This is a genomic window from Amycolatopsis sulphurea, from assembly GCF_002564045.1.
GTDB lineage: Bacteria > Actinomycetota > Actinomycetes > Mycobacteriales > Pseudonocardiaceae > Amycolatopsis > Amycolatopsis sulphurea.
In genome coordinates this window covers 529,231-552,527 of record NZ_PDJK01000001.1, presented here as the reverse complement: position 1 = coordinate 552,527, position 23,297 = coordinate 529,231, and the positions used below count along the sequence as shown (strand labels likewise).

Annotated in this window: 10 protein-coding genes and 3 pseudogenes; 8 read left to right on the top strand and 5 right to left on the bottom strand. The window is 69.3% G+C overall.

Annotated elements, in window-relative coordinates:
• Window positions 1-5 precede the first annotated feature (5 nt).
• Window positions 6-7,268, bottom strand: a complete 7,263-nt coding sequence (locus tag ATK36_RS02605; protein ID WP_170069559.1) for a type I polyketide synthase — start codon at window positions 7,266-7,268, stop codon at window positions 6-8.
• A gap of 328 nt (window positions 7,269-7,596) precedes the next feature.
• Window positions 7,597-7,980 (bottom strand): hypothetical protein, encoded by a 384-nt coding sequence (locus tag ATK36_RS33185; protein WP_245914223.1) that lies wholly within the window; start codon window positions 7,978-7,980, stop codon window positions 7,597-7,599.
• A 461-nt stretch (window positions 7,981-8,441) separates the two neighbouring features.
• Here ATK36_RS33185 and ATK36_RS02595 point away from each other — a divergent pair, with 461 nt between their 5' ends.
• Window positions 8,442-10,160 carry a SulP family inorganic anion transporter gene (locus ATK36_RS02595; RefSeq protein WP_098509648.1) on the top strand — a complete coding sequence of 573 codons (1,719 nt, stop codon included), beginning with the start codon at window positions 8,442-8,444 and terminating at the stop codon, window positions 10,158-10,160.
• Window positions 10,161-10,228: 68 nt separating this feature from the next.
• Complete coding sequence (locus tag ATK36_RS02590; protein WP_098509647.1) at window positions 10,229-12,439, top strand: protein kinase domain-containing protein; 2,211 nt, start codon at window positions 10,229-10,231, stop codon at window positions 12,437-12,439.
• Window positions 12,440-12,675: 236 nt separating this feature from the next.
• On the opposite strand, the gene ATK36_RS02585 is transcribed toward ATK36_RS02590, so the two are convergent.
• Window positions 12,676-14,004, bottom strand: a complete 1,329-nt coding sequence (locus ATK36_RS02585) for an outer membrane protein assembly factor BamB family protein (RefSeq protein ID WP_170069558.1) — start codon at window positions 14,002-14,004, stop codon at window positions 12,676-12,678.
• A 396-nt stretch (window positions 14,005-14,400) separates the two neighbouring features.
• Here ATK36_RS02585 and ATK36_RS02575 point away from each other — a divergent pair, with 396 nt between their 5' ends.
• From ATK36_RS02575 to ATK36_RS02555, 5 genes and pseudogenes are all read left to right on the top strand, one after another.
• On the top strand, window positions 14,401-17,358 hold the full coding sequence (locus ATK36_RS02575; RefSeq protein ID WP_098509644.1) for an AfsR/SARP family transcriptional regulator: 2,958 nt from the start codon (window positions 14,401-14,403) through the stop codon (window positions 17,356-17,358).
• A 350-nt stretch (window positions 17,359-17,708) separates the two neighbouring features.
• On the top strand, window positions 17,709-18,536 hold the full coding sequence (locus ATK36_RS02570) for a class I SAM-dependent methyltransferase (protein ID WP_098510290.1): 828 nt from the start codon (window positions 17,709-17,711) through the stop codon (window positions 18,534-18,536).
• 51 nt (window positions 18,537-18,587) lie between these two features.
• A pseudogene (locus tag ATK36_RS31195) lies at window positions 18,588-19,217 on the top strand (alpha/beta hydrolase); the annotation flags it as partial.
• 38 nt (window positions 19,218-19,255) lie between these two features.
• Window positions 19,256-19,429 (top strand): annotated as a pseudogene (locus ATK36_RS02560) (IS5/IS1182 family transposase); the annotation flags it as partial.
• Between the two features lie 146 nt (window positions 19,430-19,575).
• Window positions 19,576-20,100, top strand: a complete 525-nt coding sequence (locus ATK36_RS02555) for a hypothetical protein (RefSeq protein WP_098509642.1) — start codon at window positions 19,576-19,578, stop codon at window positions 20,098-20,100.
• Window positions 20,101-20,147: 47 nt separating this feature from the next.
• Here ATK36_RS02555 and ATK36_RS02550 read toward each other — a convergent pair.
• Window positions 20,148-20,947, bottom strand: a pseudogene (locus ATK36_RS02550) (transposase family protein).
• Window positions 20,948-21,303: 356 nt separating this feature from the next.
• Window positions 21,304-21,843 (bottom strand): FkbM family methyltransferase, encoded by a 540-nt coding sequence (locus ATK36_RS02545; protein WP_281258993.1) that lies wholly within the window; start codon window positions 21,841-21,843, stop codon window positions 21,304-21,306.
• 689 nt (window positions 21,844-22,532) lie between these two features.
• Between ATK36_RS02545 and ATK36_RS31190 the strand changes: the two genes are divergently transcribed.
• On the top strand, window positions 22,533-23,087 hold the full coding sequence (locus tag ATK36_RS31190) for a hypothetical protein (protein ID WP_141544345.1): 555 nt from the start codon (window positions 22,533-22,535) through the stop codon (window positions 23,085-23,087).
• Window positions 23,088-23,297 lie beyond the last annotated feature (210 nt).

Sequence of the window (23,297 nt, the reverse complement as noted above, 5' to 3'; positions counted from 1 at the left end):
CGGTGTCACGGTGACTCCTCAGCCTTGAAGTAGGTGACCAGCGAGCGGGCCAGATCGTCGATTCCGGTGCTGGCGATCAGCCGCATGACCGGGATCTCCCGCCCGATCCGGCGCCGCATCTTGCTGAGCAGTTCGGCGGCCATCAGCGAATCCACGCCGAGCTGGTCCAGCGGCCGGTTGCGATCGATCCGCTCCGGGTCGACGCTGAGCACATCCGCGAGCGTCGAGACGATCGTGTCGGCGGTGATCGCGATCGCCTCCTCGGCCGACGCGCGGCGAAGGGTCTCGGCCAGGTCGTCGTACTCGTCGCGCTCGGTGCACTCGTCGCCGACGAGTTCGCCCAGCCGCGGGCTGCGCAAGTGCGGGAAGAGCCTGCGCAGGAACTCCCCGTCGTGGCTCCAGACCACCGCGACATCCGGGCCGCCGACCAGTTCGTCCAGTGCCTGCCGGACCTGGCGCAGCGGCAGGAGCGCCTGGCCGCTGCGGACCATCGTCCGCGCGACGTCCTCGTTCCGCGCGACATATCCGGCCTCGCCGAGCACGCCCCACGCGATCGTCTGCCCGGCCAGCCCCCGTGCCCGGCGGGCGCGGGCGAACGCTTCCAGGAACAGGTTTCCCGCGCAGTAGGCGGCCTGCCCGGCGTTGCCGAACAGCGCGGTGGCCGAGGAGAACATCAGGAACAGGTCGAGGTCATGGCCGCCGGTGACGCGGTCGAGGACCAGCGCGCCGGCCATCTTCGGCGCGAGTACCGCCTGGAACCGTTCGGGAGTCAAGTCGGAGATCAGGACGTCGTCGAGCACCATCGCCGCGTGCACGACGCCCCGGAGCGGCGCGCCGGCGCCGTCGATCGCTTCCACCACCGCACGCATCGCCGATTCGTCAGTGCAGTCGGCCGCGTATACGGACGCGTCGACGCCGTGCGCGGCCAGCTCGGCGACGAGTTCGACGGCGCCGGGAACGTCCGTACCGCGGCGGTTGACCAGCGCGAGGTGGCGCGCGCCGCGATCGGCCAGCCAGCGCGCGATCTCGGCGCCGATACCGCTCGCGCCGCCGGTGATCAGGTAGGTGCCGTCCGGGTCGAACGCCGGGGCCGGCGGTGCCGCCTGCTGCACCGGTGGCCGTTCCCCGTGGTCGACGATCAGCTTGCCGATGTGGCGGGAATGCTGGATCGACCGGAATGCCTCGGTGATCTGGCCGGCCGGGAACACCCGGTGCGGAATCATCCGGTAGATGCGGATGGCATTCTCGGCCAGCTGCTCGTAGTCGCCGCGCACCAGCTCGTGCCGATGCCGGCCCAGCTGATCGACGTCCACCGCGAAGTAGCTGATGTTGTTCCGGAACGGGTACAGCGAGATGTTCCGGTCGCTGAAGATGTCGCGCTTGCCCAGCTCGACGAACCGGCCGCCGAAGCGCAGTACTTCCAGGCTGCGGCCGATGAACGCGCCGCCGAGCGAGTTGAGCACGACGTCGACGCCCCGCCCGCCGGTGGCCGCGAGCACGTCGGCGGCGAAGCCGAGGCTGCGGGAGTCGAAGACGTGCTCGACCCCCAGCAGCCGCAGGAAGTCGCGCTTCTCCTCGGTCCCCGCCGTGGCGATGGTCGTGGCACCGGCGACGCGGGCACTCTCGAGTGCCGCCAGCCCGACGCCGCCCGCCGCGCCGTGCACCAGCACCACCTCGCCCCGCGCGAGCCGGGCGAGGTGGATCAGGCCGTACTGGGCGCTGACGAACGCCATCAGCGCGCCGCCGGCGACGAGGAAACCGATCCCGGCCGGGATCTTTCCGACCAGGTCCTCGTCGACGACCACGTGCGAGTCGAACGTTCCGGGGAACATGCCCGCGACCTCGTCACCCGGGTGGACCCGGGTCACGTCCGGCCCGACGGCGGTGACCACACCCGCGCCTTCCAGGCCGAGCCGGGTGCCGGCGATCCCGTCCGCCACGACCCAGTCCGGCAGCATCCCGATCGCGATCAGCGGATCGCGATAGTTGATGCCGGTCGCGCGGACGTTGACCACCACCTCGCCCGGGCCGGGCTCGGGTGCCGTCGCGGCTTCCCACGCCAATCGGTACGACGCTCCCTTGTCCGCCACGACCAGCCGATACGGAGTGGACGGGTCCGCCTCCGGACGCGGGCGCAGATCGCCAAGGCGGGGGACGAACCGGCCCGATCGGGTGAGCACCACCTCGTCCTCGGCGGCGGGGTCCAGTATTTCCCGCGCGAGGTCGTCGATCGGTACCTCGGGTTCCCGCGAGATCCGCCGCAGTCCCAGCGTGCCGCACTCGGCGGCGACCGTGCGCGTGGCACCCCAGAACGCCGCGTCGACCGGCGCGATCGGCCGTTCCGGGGCGGGGTTGACGCCGCTGGGACGGCTGATCACCCACAACCGTGCCGTGGTGCCGGCGGGCAGCTGGGCGACGCGGACCGCGAGACCCCGGGCGAACTCGAACCGCCGGCCGGTCGCCGCGACGGCGTCGGCCGGGTCGGTTCCGGCGTTGGCGAGCAGGAACACCACGTCGGTCGCGGGCGTGGTGAACCAGCCGTCGGGGCCGGTGTCCGGCGCGACGCGGACCGCATCGGCGCCCAGCTCCGTCAGGCTGGTGATCAGGGCGGCGGCCGGCCCGGCCTCGGTCTCGTCCTCCGCGACGACCAGCACCCGGCTCCCCAGAGTGGAGGGCGGCGGTGGCGGCAGTGGCGCCGTCCTGGCCGGGCGCGTGGCCGTCGTCACCGAGCACGGCCCCTCCTCCGACCAGGTCCGTGTCTGGAGAAAACCGGCGCCGTCCAGGAGTTCCCGGCACTGCTGCGCGGTCAGCAGGGGGGATGCCGGGCGCAGCCGCCGATCGGTCATCGACCAGTACTCGGGGACCACGCCGAACAGCAGCGCCATCCACGGCGCGTCGTGGGTCTCGACGACGAGCAGCCGTCCGTGGTCGGCGAGCAGGTCCGAGATCGCGGCCAGCGCTGCCCGCACGTCCTTGACCGGGTGCAGGGCGTTTCCGGCGAGCACGACATCGAAACTGCCGGGCTCGATGTCCGGCGCGTCCAGATCAAGCGCCCGGTACTCGACCCAGTCGTACGCGGCGAACCGGGCTGCCGCGGGCGCGAGGAAGGACGGTAGAACGTCGGTGAACAGGTACTGGGTGCGCTCCGGCGGCAGCAGCGGCAGCACCTCGGCGGTCAGCTCTCCGGTACGGGCACCGAGTTCCAGAATCCTCAATGGACGGTCCGCGGGCCACGCGTCCACGAGCGGGCGGAGCAGCTCGGCCACGGCCTGGTTGTAGGGGCGCAGGATCGGTGACAGGCCGAGGAAATGGGCGAAACTGTCGCTGCCGTGCGGCGGAACGACGATGTCCCACGCCTTCCGCTCGCCACGCAGCAGCTCGGCCAGGTGCAGGCCGCAGCGCCCGAACAACGTGAGCTCGGGGACGTACTCGGGAAAGTCGGTGATCAGGGCGGCGAACGCGGGATCGGCGCCGGGCCGCAACAGCCACCGGGACCGGCCCTGGAACTCACCGCACCACCGCAGGTGCCCGTGCTCGGCGGCCAAGTTCATCAGCAGGTCGAGGAGCTGGGTGAATTCCGGCCGCACCCCGGCCGCGAACAAGTCCTCGGTGAAGAACGCACCGGCATCGCCGAGGATGGTCCCGAACGCACGAGCCGCGTACGCGGCCGTCGCCGCCACGCGTCGTGGCCTGAACTCCGCATGGCGCGGATCGACCCGGACAGTGACCTGTGGTGGCGCGCAAACCACCTTCCCGCGCGGAGCGGGGCCACGCGCGGCGGCGCGTAGCTCGACTCGCTGCCGCTGGACGGTGTGCCGGCTGGGCAAGGTGATCCGCACGTAGCGGACGTCGAGCAGCTCGACGAGGACGGTGCCGGCGTCGTCGGTGATGGTGATGTCGGCGGTGGCCGAGATGTCCGAGACGGTGCGGCAGCGCCAGTGGACGGCACCGGTCGCCGTGGGCGCGGACCACAGCCGCGCCGTGCCGATCCCGATGGGCAGATAGGCGTGCTCGGTCGAGACGAGGTCCGCGACCAGCCGGCCGAGCTGGACCGCCAGCTGCGGCGCCGCGTCGGTCCAGGCGGGATGCGCGTGGAAGCCGGTGAAATCCAGGTGGCTGCCGTCCACCTCGGCCAGGATCTCCATCCCGTGCGACCAGAGCTGGGTGATCACCAGGAATTCCGGCCCGTAGCCGAGGCCGAGCCGTTCGCAGTCGGCGTAGTGCGTGGCGTGGTCGACGTGTTCGCCGTGCTCGGCGAACGTGGCGCGCAACGCCGCCAGATCCAGCGGCGGCGGCGCGGGCGCCACCCGGCGCCGCACCCGTGCCCGCGCGTGCGTCTGCCACAGCGTGCCGTCCGCCGCGCGGGTCGCCACCCGGAGCACACCGTCCTCTTCGGACAGTGACACTTGGAGCACCGGCAGCACGTCCTCGTCGTCCGGCGTGGGCAGCGGCTTGACGATCTGGAGTTCGTGCACCTCCACCGGCCCGTCCAGGGCGAGCTGGCCGGCGGCCCAGCCCATCTCGAGGTATCCGACCGCGGGCATGATGGGCGTCCCGAGCGCCCGGTGCCCGGTCAGCCAGGGCAACCGCGCGGGATCGACGGTCGAATGCCAGGTCGGGTCGGAGACCATGGCACGGGTGCCGAGCAGCACGTGGTCGGGCGCACCGGTCACGCTGCTCCAGCTGTAGCGGTCGCCCTGGAAGAAACGCTCGCGCTGCCACGGGTACGCAGGCAGGGAGACCACCCGGCCGCGATGCGGGAAGTAGTCCTCGCCAGGGCCTGCCCCGCCCGCGGCCAGCACGGACTCGATCGTCGTACGCAGCGCTTGCGGCCCGGGGGCGGTCATGGTCAGCGTCGGCAGTATCGCGAGCACCGCGTCGTCCTTCGCGGCCCGCTTCAGGTAAGTCTGCAGCACCGGGCGTGGCCCGATCTCGATGATCGTGTCGTACCCGGCGGCCACCAGGTGATCGGTGGCCGCGGCGAACCGGACCGGTTCGCGGACATTGCGCCACCAGTACGCCGCGTCCAGCCGATCACCCTCCAGCGGCCGGCCGGTGACCGTGGAGACGAACTCGACCGAAGACGGCTTGGGCGTCAGGTCGGCCAGCGCTGTCGGCAACGAGGCCCACAGCGGGTCCATCGCGGCGCTGTGGAACGGATAATCCACGTCCAGCACCCGGCAGAACACCTCGCGCTCGGCGAGCCGATCGGCCAGGTCCCGCAGGTCCTCGCGAGGACCGGCGACCGTGACGTCGGTGGCGCTGTTGACGCCGGCGATCTCCACGCGCCCGTCATAGCGCGCGAGCAGCTCCGCGGCCTCGGCCGGGGCGAGGTTGACCGCGGCCATGGTGCCGGTGCCCGCGGTGCTCGCCTGCGCCCGGCTGCGGGCGACCACCAGCCGCACGGCCTCGTCGACGTCGTACACGCCCGCGACGAACGCGGCGGCGATCTCGCCGACGCTGTGCCCGTACACCGCCTCCGGTACCACGCCGTGCTCGGCCAACGTCGCGGCGATGCCCGCCTGCACCGCGAACAGAACCGGCTGGACCACCCTGGTGTCCTGCAGTCGTGGCTCGGCAGCGCGCAGTTCGTCGGCCACCCGCCACCCCGCCGCCGGCTCCAGCGCGGCGTCGATCTCGCCGATGGTCCTGGCGAACACCGGGTCGGCGTCGAGCAGATCGACGGCCATGCCCGGCCACGTCGACCCGTGCCCGGAGAATACGAACGCCACCCGGCCCCGCTCGGTACCGCGTTGCGGCGCGACCTTGTCGGCCAGACGGCTCCGTGCCTGCTCCGCGGTGGCGGCGAGGACCACGCGCCGGTATGCGTGGCGGCCCCGGCGCAGCCAGCTGGTGTAGGCCAGATCCGGGAAATCCGGGCAGTCCTTCAGCCGCGCGTCCATGCGGGACACCGCTTCGGTCAGCCCCGCCTCGGTGTGCGCCGACACCACGACCGGCACCGGCGACCCGCCCGGCGCGCTCGGCGGCGGAGCGGGCGGAGCGGCCAGCACCACATGCACGTTCGTCCCGCCGAAGCCGAACGAGCTGACCCCCACCAGCCGGCCGGTGCCGGCCGGCCGCGCCTGCTCCACCGGGATCAAGGCCAGGCCGTCGAAATCGATGTCCGTGCTGCGCGGACTCGCGTGCGGCGCCGGCGGTATCTCCCGGTGCCGCAGCACCAGCATCGCCTTGCACAGCCCCGCCATTCCCGACGCGGGCTCCAGATGCCCCAGGTTCGCCTTGACCGATCCGACCGGCAACGGCCCACCCGTTCGGCGCTTGCCCAGCGCGTTCCCGATCGCGCGGCACTCGGCGGGATCGCCGATCGGGGTCCCCGTCCCGTGCGCCTCGACGTACGCGAGGTCGTCCGGATCGAGCGCGAACCGCTCGTACACCTCCCGGAGCAAGGCTTCCTGCGCTTCGCCGCTCGGCAACACCAGCCCGTTCGTGTGCCCGTCGCTGTTGGTGCCCGAGCCCTCGATCACGGCGTGCACGCGGTCGCCGTCGGCGACCGCGTCGGCCAGCCGCTTGAGGACCAGCAGACCCGCGCCCTCGGCACGGACGTAACCGTCGGCATGGGCCGAGAACGGACGGCAATGCCCGGTCGGCGACAGAAAACCGGCCTTGGCGAACCCGATGAACGACATCGGGCTGAGCAGGATGTTCACCCCCGCCGCGAACGCGACCCGGCCCCCGCCGTGCCGCAGATGCTCGCACGCCAGATGGACGGCGTTCAGCGCCGACGCACAGGCGGTGTCCACCTTCAGGCTCGGCCCGCACAGGTCGAGCTGATACGACAACCGGTTCGCCGTATTCGACAGCGCCAGCCCGGAATTCGAGTACGGGCCGATCATCGACGGCGGCACCATCATCTGCCCCGCGTAGTCCATCACAGAGGCCCCGACGAACACCCCGGTATCCGATCCCGCCAGCGACCGCGGATCGATACCGGCGTCATCCAGCGCCTCCGTCCCGAGTTCCAGCAGCAGCCGCTGCTGCGGGTCGATGTTCACTGCCTCGCGCGGACTGATCCCGAAAAAGTCCGCGTCGAACCCGGCGACATCGTCGAGGTAGCCGCCCGCGAAGGTGTAGGACTTGCCCGGCCGCATCTGGTTGGAATCCTGGTATTGCGCCAGATCGAACCGGTCCGGCGGGGGCGGGCCGACGACCTCGCGCCCCTCGGACAGCAACGCCCACAGGCCGTCCAGATCGGCAGCCCCACCGGGAAACCGGCACGCCACACCGACGATCGCGATCTTGTTGGGCACGCTCGGATGCTGCCCGCGGCGCCGGTCGCCTGTCGAGGCGGCCACGACGGATTCACCCGAATCACAGGCCGGATTCCGATAATCACGCCACCGTCGCCCCCTCGGATTATTCCACTCGGTCTCACGTTCCCCGAATCGGCCATTCCCGAATGACCCAATCCACCCATTCTCGGTGACGTGCGGCCATCCCTGTGAGGCGTCGCGTAACTCCCTTGGGGCACTGGGAATACCCATCCGGACCGTCGCCGTAGTCAACCGATTCGAGGGACACTCGTCAGGGGCCGTTGTCCTTGATTTCCGATACCCACACCCAAGCCGAGAAATACTCTCATCTACCCGGCTGCAGCAGTCGCCAGTGCAGGGTCCCGGCAAAGTCGGTCGAGGCCCCGTGATCAGCAGAGAAAGCCGTGGCTGCCCCGTCGTCATCGACAGCGCCTGCCCTCTTCATCGATTTCGCCCGGCAGCAGGCGATGCGGAGGTGTTCGAGATCCGCGACCACTCGTGGTGGTGTGTGCGCCGGACCGGTTTCGGATCTGGCGGCCACGGTGACGAAGCCCAGCGCCACTGGGCTGCTGGTGCTCCGCAACGCCAGCAAAGGCAACGCGGCGGCGTGCATGCCCGTGCCGATGGCCGACACGAGCGTGGCGCCGAAGAGCCGATGGAAGCGATTTCCCAGCCGCACCTTGACGTTGTCGGATTCCTTGGTGGACACGAAAATTCCTCCGGCCAGACGGTCACCCGATGATCACCGCGGCGGACCGCCCGCGCGAAGGGGTTCCAGACGATCTTTCGGATGCTCCAGACCGTATTGATCAGACCGAAGCGCGTCCTGCGGTGCGGGATCCCGCACCGCAGAGCACGGCCACCGCCTCCTTCAGTTCGCCGGTGTCCGTACCGGCTGCGGCAGCCGCGTCCCCCGCCGACGCCTGCTCCACCCGGGGCGGTGTGAGCAGCCCCACGCCCACCCCCGATAGTTAAGGAGTTGCGAAATTTATTACATTGTCAAGCAAGGTTTGTGGCAAGTAAGGAGTGAGCCGTGGGTGCTTTCGTGGCCGGGTTGCGCGCACGAGCGGCACAGGCACAGAGAGCAGTCCCCCGCTCAGCCGAGGCCGTCGAGCGCGGCGTCGTCCTGACCACGGCGAACGGCTCCGAGACGCCGAACGGGGCGGCCCGATGACCGCGGAACCGTCCCGTGGACGTCGCGCCGTGGCTGGGCGAGTGCGCGGGCTGCTGCCCTCGCGGGCGGACTGGCACACGGTGCGGCGCTCGCCGCGGCGGGATCTGGTGGCCGGGGTGACCGTGGCCATCGTGGCGTTGCCGCTCGCGTTGGGGTTCGGCGTGTCCTCGGGCCTGGGGGCTGAAGCGGGGCTGGTCACCGCGATCGTGGCGGGGGTACTGGCCGCGGTCTTCGGCGGGTCGAACCTGCAGGTGTCCGGGCCGACCGGGGCGATGACCGTGGTGCTGGTGCCGATCGTGCACACCTACGGCCCCGGCGGCGTGCTCACGGTCGGGCTGCTGGCGGGGCTGCTGCTGATCGTGCTCGCCGTGGCCAAGGCCGGCCGGTACATGCGGTACGTGCCGGCCCCGGTGGTCGAGGGGTTCACCCTGGGTATCGCCGGGGTGATCGCCCTGCAGCAGGTCCCCGCCGCGCTCGGCGTCCCCACGCCCGAAGGCGAGAAGGTCGTGGTGGTCGCCGCCCACGCGCTGGCGGCCTTCGCAGACCACCCGAACTGGCCGGCGATCGGGCTGGCCGCGGGGGTCGTGGCGGTGATGCTGCTCGGCGCGCGGTGGCGGCCCACGATCCCGTTCTCGCTGATCGCGGTCGCCCTGGCCACGATCGTCACGGCGGTGGCGTCGCTGCCTGTGACACGCATCGGGGCGCTGCCCGCCGGGCTGCCCGCGCCGTCACTGACCTTCCTGCACCTGGGCGATCTGGGCACGCTGGCGCCCTCTGCGGTCGCGGTCGCGGCCCTGGCCGCCCTGGAGAGCCTGCTGTCGGCCACCGTGGCCGACGCGATGAGCGTCAACGAACGCCACGACCCCGACCGCGAACTGTTCGGGCAGGGCTTGGCCAACGTTGTCACGCCGTTGTTCGGCGGAGTCCCGGCCACGGCCGCGATCGCCCGCACCGCCGTCAACGTCCGCTCCGGCGCGCGCTCCCGGCTCGCGGCCTTCACCCACGCCGTCGTGCTCGCGCTGATCGTCCTGATCGCCGCGCCCCTGGTCAGCCGGATTCCCTTGGCCGCGCTGGCCGGAGTGCTGCTGGCCACCGCGATCCGCATGATCGAGGTCGGGTCGGTCCGCGCACTGATCCGCGCCGGACGCGGGGACGCGCTGGTCCTGGCGCTGACCGCCGCGGCAACGCTGGCACTGGACCTGGTCACCGCCGTCATCGTCGGCCTCGTGGTCGCCGGGGCACTGGCACTGCGCGCGGTCGCCCGCTCCGCCCGGGTCCAGGAAGTCCCGCTGGAGGTGGGCGACCACCACGAAGAAGAGCAGGCGCTGCTGGCCGAGCACATCGTGGCCTACCGCCTGGACGGGCCACTGCTGTTCGCCGCGGCGCACCAGTTCCTGCTGGAACTGTCGGAAGTCGCCGACGTCCGCGTCGTGATCCTGAGGATGTCGCGGGTGTCGGCGGTCGACGGCACCGGCGCGCTGGTCCTGAGGGACGCGATCGAGCGCCTGGAACACCGCGGCATCACCGTGCTGCTGTCCGGCATCCGCCCGGGCCACGAACGGGCGCTGGACGCGGTCGGCGTGATCGACCGGCTGCGCGAGGACGGCCGCGTGTTCGCCACCACGCCCGAGGCGATCGCCTCGGCCCGCGACCGTCTCCACGACGCCGGGCTGCTGCCCGGCCGCACGCACGATCCGGAGCACAAGCGAGTGTGAGGCGATTGCTAGGCGAGATCGTCCTTTTCGGTGGCATGGGTTCCCGGTTGGTGATCTGATGATGCGCTGTGAGCGAAACGTGGCAGGTGCCGGGATTCAGCGAGGTCGACGTACTCGGCACCGGCGGGTTCGGCCGGGTCGTGCTCGCGAAGCACGAAGGCTCGGGACGACTTGTCGCGATCAAGTACCTGCATGGTGAGTTTCTGACCGAGGCACGGATCCTGGACGGGTTCCGGCGGGAAGCATGGCTGCTGCACGGGGTCATGAGCCCGCACGTGGTGCGGCTGTTCGAGTTCATCGAGTCGCCGCAGGGCGCGGCCCTGGTGATGGAGGCCGTCCCGGGAGTGTCGCTGCGAGCGTTGCTGGCCGCGGAGAAGACGCTGGCGCCGGAGTCGGCGCTGGCGATCCTGAAAGGCTCCCTGCTCGGGCTCGCCGCGGCGCACGGGGCCGGGGTCGTGCACCGCGACTACAAACCCGGCAACGTGCTGGTCTCCCGCGAAGGCGAGTCGAAGCTGGTGGACTTCGGTCTGGCCACATTGGACGGCCAAAGCGGACTGACCGCGGGCTCACCGTCCTATATGGCCCCGGAGCAATGGGCGGGCCGGCCGGGCATCCCCGCGACCGACGTGTACGCGGCGACGGCGGTGTTCTTCCAGTGCATCACCGGTCATCTGCCTTTCGAAGCCGAGACCACCGAGCAGCTCCGGTCCCTGCACGAGCACGCCTTCGTACCGCTCGACGCGGTACCCGAGCAGCTGCGTCCGCTGATCGCCCGGGGCATGGCGAAGGATCCGGCGTGGCGGCCGGCCGGCGCGGAGGCGTTCGTGGCCGAACTCGAAGCGACCGCCCGCGCGGCGTACGGAAAGGACTGGGAGCGGCGCGGCTGGAAGCGGCTCGCCACCACGGTCGGCGCCCTGACCGCGCTGACCCCGCTCGCGTTACTGGCCACCGGGGGCGTTGCCGCCGCACCGGTCACCGCGGCAGGCGCGACGGGAACGGGCGTGGTGGCTGCGACCGTGGGCAAGATCCTCGTCGCGGTCCTCGCGATCGCCGCCCTGGTCACCGGCGGGCTGTGGATTTTCTCCGGCAACGACGACCCGCCACCGCAGGCCGCGGTGTCCGTCACGATGCAGACGGCGGCCGGGCAGGATCCCGCGCTGCCCATCACGTACTCGCTGCAGTATCCCCAGGTTTCCGGACACGCGGACGCCGCGGCGCAGCAACGCATCAACGACACGCTGCGCGCACCCATCGACAAGCGGCTGCAGAGCCTGCGGCAGGAACTGGCGGACCGCGACATCCTGGCCATGGTGCGGGAACGGGGTGACGTGCTGAAGGCGAACACGACGGCGAAAGTGCTGCTGCAGACGCCGCGCCTGCTGTCCGTCCGCTACGAGCACACGCTCGACTCGGCCGTGATCGCGCATTCGAGCTGGCAGTTCGCCGAGACGGTCACCGTCGACCTGGCCACCGGCAAGGTGCTCGGGCCACAGGATGTGTTCCGGCCCGAGATCCGCACCGCGTCCGGAATGGACACGCTGACCTCCCGGCTGAGCCCCCACACCAGAAACGGCTTCTGCCGCACGCCGGCCATCGGCAGTTACGGGGGCGACCAGGTCTCCATCGACGCGGCCAAGCGTCCCGGCGGTGGCGACCACGTGCCGCGCGCGGACATCGGGTTCACCACGACCGGGGTCGATTTCGTGATCAAGTGGTACGAACTCGGGTGCGATATGGCGTCCGGACAGGAAACGGTGACGCTTCCCTATGCCGAGGCCGAGGACCTCCTCCAGCCGCAACTGCTGACGATGCTCGACCGGCAGGCGCCCTCGTCGTCCTCTCCTCCCCGGCCGAGCGGGAAGACGTATACCCATCCCCGCTTCGGTTTCAGCACGCTCGTGCCCGAAGGCTACGCCGCCGCCCCGTATCGCCCGGCGAACGGTGAGGGCATCCAGTACACCAACGCCGGCTTGGGTGCGACGCTCACCGTGTGGGGCAGCAACATCTCCCGGACCGCCCAGGAAATCCTCAGCGAGACGGCCCGGGACACCGCCACCAAGGGCGGTCAGGTGACCCATCAACAGGTCGAAGGGACCACGTACTCCATCTCCGGCTACGATTCCGGCGGCCAGATCTTCTACGAACGCGGTTACACCGGGCCGGGCTCGCTCGCCCGCATCCGCTGGAGCTATCCCCGAACGCACAAAGCCGAACTCGACGCCCCGGTCGAGACCACCGTCGGCGCCTTCCGCCCCGGAGACCTCACCCAGCCCCATTGACGCAGGTGCGCGGAAACCAGGCCGCAGGCCGGGCTGAACGCGGCCACCGCCGCGTTCAGCCTCCACTCCGCCAGGGTGTCGGCAAAGTCGGGTGTGGAGGTCTGTGAAGGGCCCCTTCACAGACCCGAAACCGCGCCGGCGCACGCCACGAGGTGGTCGCACACACCTCCGCAACGCCCACTGCCGGGTCCCCGACCACCTTTGCCGGAACCCTGCTCTACTCCGCTTTCACGCCGCTACTTCGTGACCGGGTACGCCATGGGCTCGCCGCCGTCGGAAACACCGATGGCCGCGTACTTGCTCACCCACCACGGCGTGACACCGACCTCAGTGGACACGTCCTTGCCGGTCTTGGCGTCGAGCGCGATCGGCTTGCCGCCCCGGGTATCGCCGTAGAGGAGGCCGTGCCAGGCGACCGTGACGTCGGGAGCGACGCGATTGGTGGCCTTGTCCGGCAGGCTCCAGAGCTTCTGCGCGGTCGCGGCGTCGTAGCCGGTCAGCACGCCGTCCGAGGCGCAGATCAGCGCGGACTGCTCGTCGTAGAAGCAGTCCCCGTAGTCGGGAGCGGAACCGAAGACACTCTTCGGGCCGGCGAGCCTGGCCTTCTCGGCGCCGGTGGCGGGGTCCAGGAACACCAGGAACGAGTCACCGTGCTCATTGTTCTTCTGCTTGATCACGACCAGGGCGGGATCTGCGGAGACGAAGCCGAGCGAACGGGAGGACTCGACGTTCCATTTCTGCTGCCCGGTCGCGACGTCGAGAGCGAGGGCCTGGACCTTGTAGCTCTCGACCGTGGTGTAGTCGACTCCGACCAGCGTGTCTCCGTGGACGCTGGCGCCGCTGTAGGCCTTGCGCGTCCAGAGCGTCTTGCCGGTGGCCGGGTCCAGCGCGACGGTGATGTGGTCCCCGGTGGCCCCGGGGTACCCGCCGTCCCGGTCGTAGGTGGCGATGACGGCCTTCTCCGTGATCGCGACGACCTTGGTGACGGCGTTGCTGGCGCCGGAGTACTGGTCGTCGGAGACCTTGGCGTCGGCTTGCCACGCCTTCTGGCCGCTGGTGGCATCGGCGGCGAGCACCGTGAGCGTGATGTAGGACGGCGTGCTGCCTTGTTCGGGCTTCTCGACCGGGAGGGCCGCGGCCGCGAGCTTGTCGGTGACCACCGGTGGCCGCGGCCCGGTGGTGTTCACGAACGGGCCTTTCTGGTTGTTCGGGTCGCCGGGGGCGCCCTCGACCGGAGTCGTCCACAACTGCTTGCCGGCCAGGACGTCCACGGCGACCAGCCCGGTCGGCGCGGCGATGTAGGCGATGCGATCACGCAGGGTCATGAACCTGGCGGTGACATTGCCCGCCACGTTGGTGCTGAACCCCTTCACCGCCATCGGAACGCCCGCGGCCCGGTCGAACGCGGTGGGTGGGTCGGCCGTCTTGGCGGCCGGGCCGGTGGTGGGTGCCCCGGATCCGGTGCCCACGCCCGGCTGTGCCGGCTGCGGGATGGACCCGCCGCTGCAGCCGCCGACGGTGATCACTGCCGCAAGGCAGGTCATGGTGGCCAGTACTCGCCGCATCTGTCTGTTTCTCCCCATCGCGTCGGTCCCCTCGGACGCCGTGCGGATCGGCTCTCCCCCTGGCAGACCGCACAGATCGGCATGACCGTACGAACAGGGGGCAAACGACTTCCTCACACTCCGCAGCCGCAGGGCGTCGGCAAAGTCGGTGTGAAGGGCCCTGCACAGACCACGGAGGTCCGTGAAGGGGCCCTTCACGGACTCTGAGTCCGTGAAGGGCACCTTCACGGACCCGAAACAGGTCCGGCCGACAATGACGCGGCAGCCACCGCTCTCTGCTGATCACAGGCCCTCGACCACCTTTGCCGGGGCCCTGCTCTGCAGCCGGGTCCACTGTGGCCTGCGGACCGATCGGCCGGACCGGATCCGTGCCGTCGCGTAAGGTACGACGCGGTTATGGACTTCTCAGTGCTCGGACCAGTGCGGGCGTCCGTGGACGGGCGCCCCGTCGACGTCGGCGTCCGCAAGCAGCGGTTCGTTCTCGCGGTGCTGCTGCTGGAAGTCAACAAGCATGTGCCGGCGGACCGGCTGATCGAGCTGGCCTGGCCCGAGGGCGAAGCGCCGGACACCGCGCGCACCGTGATCCATACCCAGATCAGCCGCCTGCGCGCGACGTTCGCCGGGAGCGAGGACGTCGCGCTGGTGCGCGAAGGATCCGGCTATCAGCTGCGCGTCGATCCCATGCGGGTGGACGTCTTCCGGTTTCACGCTCTGTGCGCGCAGGCGCGGGCGGCGACCGACGAATGCCGGATAAAGCTGCTGGAGGAGGCACTGGCGCTGTGGGCGGGACCGGCCCTCTCCTCGGTGGCCAGCGAGGAAATCCGGCTCCGGATGGCCGCGCCGCTGGAGGAGGCGCGGCTGGGCGCGCTGGAGGACAGGTTCGAGGCGTACCTGCGGCGCGGCGAGGAGGCGGGGATTCTCCCCGAACTGGCCGAAGCGGCCGCCGAACACCCGCTGCGCCAGCAGCTGGTGGCCAAGCTGATGCTCGCACTGCACCGTCTGGATCGGACCCCCGAGGCGCTGGCGGCCTACCAGCGGCTCTACCGGCGGCTCGACGAGGAACTGGGCATCGAACCGGCGCCCGCGGTGCGCCAGCTCCAGGTGCGGATCCTGCGCGACGACCCGTCGCTCCTGCCGTTCACCGGACCCCGCCAGCTTCCGCCGGAGGTCGACCACTACACCGGCCGCCACGACCATCTGGACACCCTCGCCGGCCTGTTCGGCCTCGGCGACCGGGTCCCCGCCGTGGTCGCGATCACCGGCAAGCCCGGCCTGGGCAAGACCGCGCTCGCGATCCGCGCCGCCCACGGCCTGGCTTCGCGGTTCCCCGACGGGCAGCTGTTCGTCGACCTGCACGGCGCCGGTCCGCGCCCCCGTGACCCTGCCGAGGTGCTGGCACGGTTCCTCCGCGACCTCGGGGTGGCGGGCGCCGACCTGCCGGCCTCCCTGGAGGAACGGATGGGGCTGTTCCGGGACCGCACCGCGACCCGCGGCATCCTGGTGGTCCTCGACAACGCGGCCGACGAAGAGCAAGTGCGCTCGCTGATTCCGGGAAACCCGGAGTGCGGTGTGCTGATCACCAGCCGTCGCCGCCTGACCGGGCTGGACCTGCGTGGCCTGATCGATCTCGACGGGCTGGCCGACACGGACGCGTTCGCGTTGCTGTCCGGCCTGGCGCCCCGGGTCCGGGCGGAGGACGAGGCCGCCGGTGAGGTCGTCCGGCTCTGCGGCGGTCTGCCCCTGGCCCTGCGGATCGTGGGCGCGAAGCTGCGGTCCCACCCGCACCAGACGGTGGCCGACCTGGCCGCGCGGATGACGGACGAACGCGATCGCCTGGACGAGCTGGTCGGCGGCGACCGGGAAGTCCGGGCGAGCTTCCTGCTCAGCTACGACGGTCTGACGCTCGCCCAGCAGCGCGCTTTCCGGCTGCTGGCCGCCATGCCGGACACCGGTTTCGCGGCCTGGGCGGCGGCCGCGGCGCTCGGCGAGGATCTCCGTACCACGCAGCGGGTGCTGGACAGCCTGGTGGACGTCAACCTCCTGGAGTGCGGCCGGGGCGAGTTCACCGCGACCAGATACCACTTCCATGATCTGATCCGCTTGTACGCCAAGGAAAAGCTCTCGCCACCGGAGGGCGCGGCGGTCTGGTCGAGACTCACCGACGCCTACCTGTACCTGGGCAAACGCGCGGACGCCCAGCTGGAGTTCGGCGGCCTGCACCAGTTCACCCCGCCGCCGCTGGCGGTGGACGCACCCCGGCTGGCCGAGGACGTGGACCGGAACGCGGCGGCGTGGCTGGCCGACGAACACACGTCGATCGTGCAAGCCGTGGAGCTGTCCGCGGCAGCCGGCGACGATGCGACGACCTGCCGGCTCTCGGCGACCGTCGCGGCCTTCCTGGAACTGCGTGCCCAGTGGCGCGATTTGCAGCGGGTGGCGGAACTCAGCCACATCGCGGCGACCAGAATGGACAGTCCATACTGGACTGCCTATGCCCTGTTCGCGCTCGGCCTGGCGGCGCGGGAGACCCGGGATTTCGCCACTTCGGCGCGTTCCTTCCGCGCCGGGCTGGAAATCCTGCCGCGCGCGGACGACCCGTTGCTGGAGGTCGTCGTCCTGTTGTCGGTGGGCGTATCGCACCGGTTGCAGGGGCGGTGGGACGAAGCCGCGGCCCACTTCGCCGGTTGCCTGTCCAGATTGGACTCACTGGCCGCACCACGATGGCGCGCCTACACCCTGCGGGAATACGGCGTGCTGCACCGTTATCGGGGTGAATGGGCGAAGGCGAAAGAGTGCCTCACCGAAGCCATCGCGGCCTACCACACACTCGGCGACGTGCGATGGGAGGCCGCCAGCGGACGCGAACTCGGCATCGTCCACCAGGACGAGGGCGATCACGCAGCGGCCGTCGAACAGCTGACGGCCAGCCGCGAAGCCCTCCGGAACGCCGGCGACGACAGACGGGAAGGCGCCGCGCTCCGGTGCCTGGGCTGGGTGGCGCTGGAAGCAGGCAACCTCGCCGAGGCCCTCGCGTATGCCCGGCAAGCCCGGGAGATTCTCGATCAGGCGCGCGACCCGCACGGCTTGGCCTGCGCGGAAGTCCTGCTCGGCGACGTCCACCTCGCCCTGGGCGACTCGGCGACCGGACGCGCCCACCTGGACCGCGGCGTGGCCTACCTCGACACCTCGGGCGATCCTCGGTGGCGCGGAAAGTCCGTGCTCAGCCTGGGCCGCCACCTGGCCGCGGCCGGCGACCTGCCGGGCGCCCGCGCGGCGTGGGAGAAGGCGTGGGCGGACCTGTCCCGAATCGGCGCACACGAGGCAGCGACGGTCCGTGCGTTGCTGGACGGGTGAGCGAGCCCTGGGGGCCGGTCGTGGACGGAGGATCCCAGGCGCCGATCACGGCTCATCCAGTAACTGCGGACGGGGCCGTGGCAGCGCGCGAACAGCCCGGCCAGACGGTTCCCGCGCGCACGTCAAGGCAAGGCAGATGTTTGCCGAGCACCGGCGCCTGTCCGTGGCCACGGCGTGGGCGGATCCCGGCGTGTCGTCGCAGAGGGTGTGGTCGCGGAACCAGCGATCTTGGTCGCTGATCACCGGTAGTGCGGCACCATGACTCCTTACGCCTACGCCACAACGGTCAAGACCGGCTGGTTCGCGATGCTGACCTTAAATCACTGGCCAGGACCGCTACGGTGATGATCATGAACATGATCGACGTGGCGGCGGTCGCGCGCGCCATGGCCACCGGCGTGGCCAACCCCGGCATTCAGCTCGTGCAGACCCGCTTCCGCGCCGGACTCGTCGAAAGCTGGGACATCCAGCCGGGTGACCGCGTGCTGGAGATCGGTTGCGGGCAGGGCGACATGACGGCCGTGCTCGCCGCCGCCGTCGGCGAGCACGGCCAGGTCACCGGTGTCGACATCGCCGATCCGTCTTACGGCGCCCCGATCACGCTCGCCGAGTCGGCCGAGTTTCTGCGCGCCACCCCGTTCGGCGACCGTATCGACATACGCTTCGGTTTCGACGTACTCACCGAGACCTTCCCGGACGACGAGTTCGACCACGTCGTGCTCTCGCAGTGTTCCTGGTACTTCGCCTCGCTCGACCAGTTGCGCGCCACACTCGCCCGGGTCCGCCCCTGGGCGCGGCGGCTGGCCTTCGCCGAGTGGGACCTGCGTCCCACGTCGCACGGCCAGCTCGCGCACCTGCTCGCAGTCCAGATCCAGGGCATGATCGAAGCTGCCGGCGAACGTGGCGACGGCAACGTCCGCACCCCGTTTTCCTACCAGCGCCTGCTCGCCGTCCTCGAAGAGACCGGGTGGCAGGCGTCCGGCGCACGCACCATCGACACCACGGGCATGCACGACGCGGCATGGGAGATCACCATCTGCCAGGACGTGGTGAAAGGACGCCTGCACACCGTGCCTGCCGCGATGCGCGACCTCATCCAAAGCCACGTCGACGTGCTGGAGACCGTCACGCCGAGCAACGAGGCGTTACCGGTCTACTCGGTGACCGCCGCGCGTTGACCGCCGAACCGGTGCCGTCGCCCTGCCGGACAAACTCGACGTGCCGCCGCGCACATCGTCGGCCTGTCACTGGGCGGAATGACCGGCCTGTGGCTTGCCCAGCCGTGTCCGTACCCTCACCGCCACATTCACCTCGGCCCGTCCAGGCACGAACAGGCGTGGCGCGACAGGATCGAGCAGGTCCCCACGCAAGGCATGGCCGCGATCGCGGACGGCAGCATCGACCGCTGGTTCACCCCGTCGCGGATCGAGGCGAATCCCCTGCTGGCAAAGAAAATGCGGGAGATGACCGCCGCCACGCCCGTCGAAGGATACGTCGCGTGCTGCCGGCCGGGCTGGACCTGGGTGCCCAACCTGGCGAAGGTCACCGCGCCAACGCTGGTCATCGCCGGCGCGCAGGACAAGTCGCTACCGCCCGAGCACGGCAAGCTGATCGCGGCCAGCGTTGCGAGCGCTCGCTTCGAGAAACTCAGCCCTGCCGCCCACCTGGGTCAACCGCGCCGTGAGGGGACCCTTCACAGCCCCAGATTCCGTGAAGAGTCCCTTCACAGCTGCTCCCCGCCGAGCTCACCACAACCGGCCCCATTCCGCGTACATCGCACCGACCTGCGCGGATATCGCCCGCCCGACAACCACCCCACACGAGATGCGGTCTCAGCGAAGATTTGGGCTTGCGGATGACCAGCTTCCCCTCCAGCCGGCGAACAGGTAGCGGGGGCATCATTGCCCGGATCGCCCGCCGGGGTATCGAGTCGGCCAAACGGCTGGGGCGTCATCGGTACGTCATCGAGCGGACCTTGGAGTGGGTTTCCCGGTTCCGGCGGCTGGCACGCCGCTATGAGCGCATGGCCGCCCACTTCACGGCATTCGCCCAGTGCTCGATATCCGCGTGATGGCGCCACTCCGAACTTGCGACCGGATCGACCAGCCCGCGCATCGACGTCGTGGCGAGTCCGCGACCGAGGCGCTCGGTGGTACGGGTGAGAGCCGCAGACGAACAGCCCGTAGGCTCGGAAGCCGATCACGAAAGCGAGTCAGCATGCACTTCACCAGCACCCGCACTGTCGATGACGGGTACTACGGCGAACTGAAGATCCGCACCAACGCCGAGCGGGGCGTGGTCGAGGTCTCCGGGAAGCAGGTTCCCACGGTCGTCCTCCAGCGTTGTTCGGATGCGGAGCTGAACAAGTTCGTGCCGATCGGCACCAGGAACACCGATCACTTGACCATGTCAGTCGACGGCGCCGAGGCCGAGCTGCGACCTGGTCCAGGAAAGCTGACTCGTCGCTCGTACCGAGTCGAGCTGACTCTCGCCGGAACTCACTACGAGTTCACGCCGGACGACGATGACGACACGCGGCTCAGGCGGAATGGTGCCGCGATCGCCTCGTTCGCCATGGACGTCGAAGGTCAGTTCACCGTGCACTGGCAGGCCGAGCGCGACGACGCGCAACCCGCCGACGCCGCCATCGGATACGCCTTGTCAGTGGCCTTCCGCACGGGCGCCAAGGGGATCGTCTCAGTACTGCTGAACGGCTCCGAGAACGTGCCGTGGGGGCACTGAGCCTTTCCGGGTAACCTTTCGTGGCGTTGTGTGACCAAGACTGTTGATCATGCGGTGCGGTGGTGTTCTTGGTGGAGTAAGACAAGTGCGGCTGCGACGATGGTGCCGAGGCGCCAGGGCAGCCGCGGTTGCGGCGTAGGGCTTTGCAGGTGGTTTTGAGCAGCGAGTTGGCGCGTTCGCCAAGGCAGCGCAGGGCGCTGTGGATGGCGTTGCAGGCCTGTTGGCCGGTGGTGAGTTCGCCGTTTTTGGGTTTCTTGATCGGGATGGTGGAGGTTTCGGGTTCGCCTCCGTACCCCAGATCGGCCAGGGCGTGGGCGCCGTCGCTGATCCAGTCGGTGATCCGGGCCGGTAGGTCGGGGTCGGTGCGGGCGGCGCTGGTGTCGTGTTCTCGGCCGGGCCGCATGTCGGAGGTCCACAGTGGCCACCCGTCCGGGGCGGAGACGACCTGGATGTTCCCGCCGTGATGGTGATGCCTGCCGCTCCACCACAGGTCCACGCCGGTTGTGGGGCCGGGGATGGAGATCCGGTCGGCGTGGATCAGCGTGCCGTCCACGATCACGTGCGAGTGGCCTGCTGCCTTCGCCGCCAGCAGCGCCCCGTGCAGGGATGGTTTGCGTGCGGCGAGTACCGCGATGCCTTCATCTCGGTAGTCGTACGCGGTCGACATCGCGATGTCGTTGTCCCTGGCCAGGGCCGACATCCGGGTGCCGTCCAGGAACCAGCGCAGCACCAGGACGGCCTGCCTGCAGGTCCCCAGTGCACGCCGCCCCGCGCGGGTGCCCCGCCGCAGGCGTTCGGCGTGTGGCAACGCGGACAGCAACAGCACACTGTCCTCGGACACCTCCAGGACGGCGGTGTATCGACACTCATCAGGCGCGGGACCCCTATGAAGTTGATCTGTGGTAGGACCAAATTCATACCGGGGTTCCGCGTCTTTCCGTTGCACCACAACAGATCGGGCGTGTCGCCAACCATCGCTACCCACGGTCACCGATGGTTACACGGAAACACTCACTGCGAGGCCACGCTCTCTTCGCCGACTCCCGCCCATCCACCCCGGTCGCCCTGCTCACCAGGAGCCGGATCTGACGGCGTCGCCGGTGGACACCTTCACCCACCGCTCCGGCCGTTGGTCGGACCTGATATTTCCGCCCCCGATCCTGCATTCAGGGTCGACGCTCTGCAAGAAGCCGGGTGGGCACGTCAGCGCCGCGCGGTGACGTAGTAGAACTTCAGTTCCTCCCACATGAACGGCACCGGTTCGCTCGGGACCTCCAAGCCCTTCTCCTTCAGCAAGGTCTCGACCTCCGCGAGAGCGCCGTCGGCGTCGCTCACCTCCAGCAGGACGTGGCGGACCTTGGCCCAATCCGCGTCGTCGATGCCGCGCAGCACCTCGAGCTCCGCGCCCTCGACGTCGATCTTGAGCAGGTCGATCGTGGTGACCTCCGGGTGGTGCTCGGCCAGGAACCGCGACAGCCGGTCGACCTGGACCGTGATCGTCTCGGCATCGAACAGCCCGTCGACCTGCTCCGCGCCGAGGCATTCACCCATCCGGCGCTTCTGGAGCTCCTTCTCCTCCGGGTGGAACGTGGAGTTCCCCGGCATCGCCGGGTAGTAGGTGAAGGTGGCCTCGCCGACCTCGCCCCCGTTACCCGAGATGCGGTCTAAACGAAGATTTGAGCTTGCGAATGACCAGCTTCCCCTCCAGCCGGCGAACAGGTAGCCCCGTTTGTGGCGCGACAACCCGTAGGGGGCTCAGGATAAGAAGATCCTTGGTCAAGTGCCGCTTTCGGGTGAAAAATCGAGACAGCATGGGAGGTTGGATCACTGTTGATGGGTGCGGTGAAGCGAAGGTTTTTAGTTACGCTTGCGAATGATAGAGCTAACCGGAGGTAATCGACCAATGACCTTGACCGTCTGATCGAGTTATTGATAGAAATAAAGTGGAGGGTGTCATCTGGCAGTTGTCCATGACAATAGGGGGTTTCATGCTTCGCTTTATTCGCATTTTCGCGACCACTACTATAGCGCTCGTCGCTTCCGCTTCCATTGCTACGGCAGCACCGCTGCCGGACCCTCCGGCCAAGCCGAACTGCGGCAGTGATATCGAGTCGGTGTTCGTCAAGGGCGGCCGCAGTTCCACCAGCTTCAGGGTTGTCGGCACAAACTTGTGGCGATGGCTGGGGCAGGACGGGGGAGGAATCGTCCACACTTACGTGAACGCTCCAGGAATGAGCCAGAAGCACTTCCAGTCGGGAGCTTCAGGTCGGGGCGGAGCCCGGTCCGGATTAATTTCCGTGACAACGGCGCGTCAAAATATCAGCCTGTATGTAATGCTCAATAATGACCACAACGATACGTTGTGCACCAAGTCCATGGGAGTTTAGAGCACTCCACTGCGCGCATGCCGGACGAGGTGTAGATTGTAGCTTATGACAGATGACACCCTGGGCAGGGTTAACGCTTTGCGTATCATCAACGCGCTGACCCTGCCCGTTCCACTTGCCTTTGGCCTGCCGCCGAATCGACGTGTTGACCTCACGCCTGGCGACTGGGCGGAGATTAAGGAGACCACGCCGGTCGATGGATATTTGGAAATATCGGTAGACAGTATTGAGGGTACCTCAATCTGGGTTCACGAATGGGAGTCGGGGACAACCGAAGTATCACTTAATGGTTCTCCGCATCCATTTGCTCCTGCGGTCCGAAATAACAATCCGGAGCTTCGCCAGCGTGGCTGGCCGGCGGGAAGTGCCCAAACTATGTCCAGCAGTTCCTCGGTTGGTTTGCTCCTGGACGACAGTCGTCTGGATGGGACGCTCTTGCGCGTCGAGCACCAGGGTGGAACCAAAACCTACAGAGCATCCGGTCGTACGCCCATCTGGTATTCAGGGATTGGAATTGAAGGCACCCCACCAAAACTATTTGTCGAACCCGATGGGTTGCGGATTGTGGCGAGCGAGAGTCATACGGTTTTGGATTTCTGAGCAAGGCCACGGGGAATATTTGGAGGTCTGTGACTGTACGCCTCAACCCCCTCGGTAAACCGGCGATGCGCCCTCGGAACACCGACCCCGAACCAGGCCGGCAGCGCTGTCGGACCGGCACGGCGAGGCCGCATCCCGCACCGCACGCCCTGGTGCAGAACGCTCGATGCGACCGCGAGATCATGGACGACTGCATGAGCCGGGCGAACG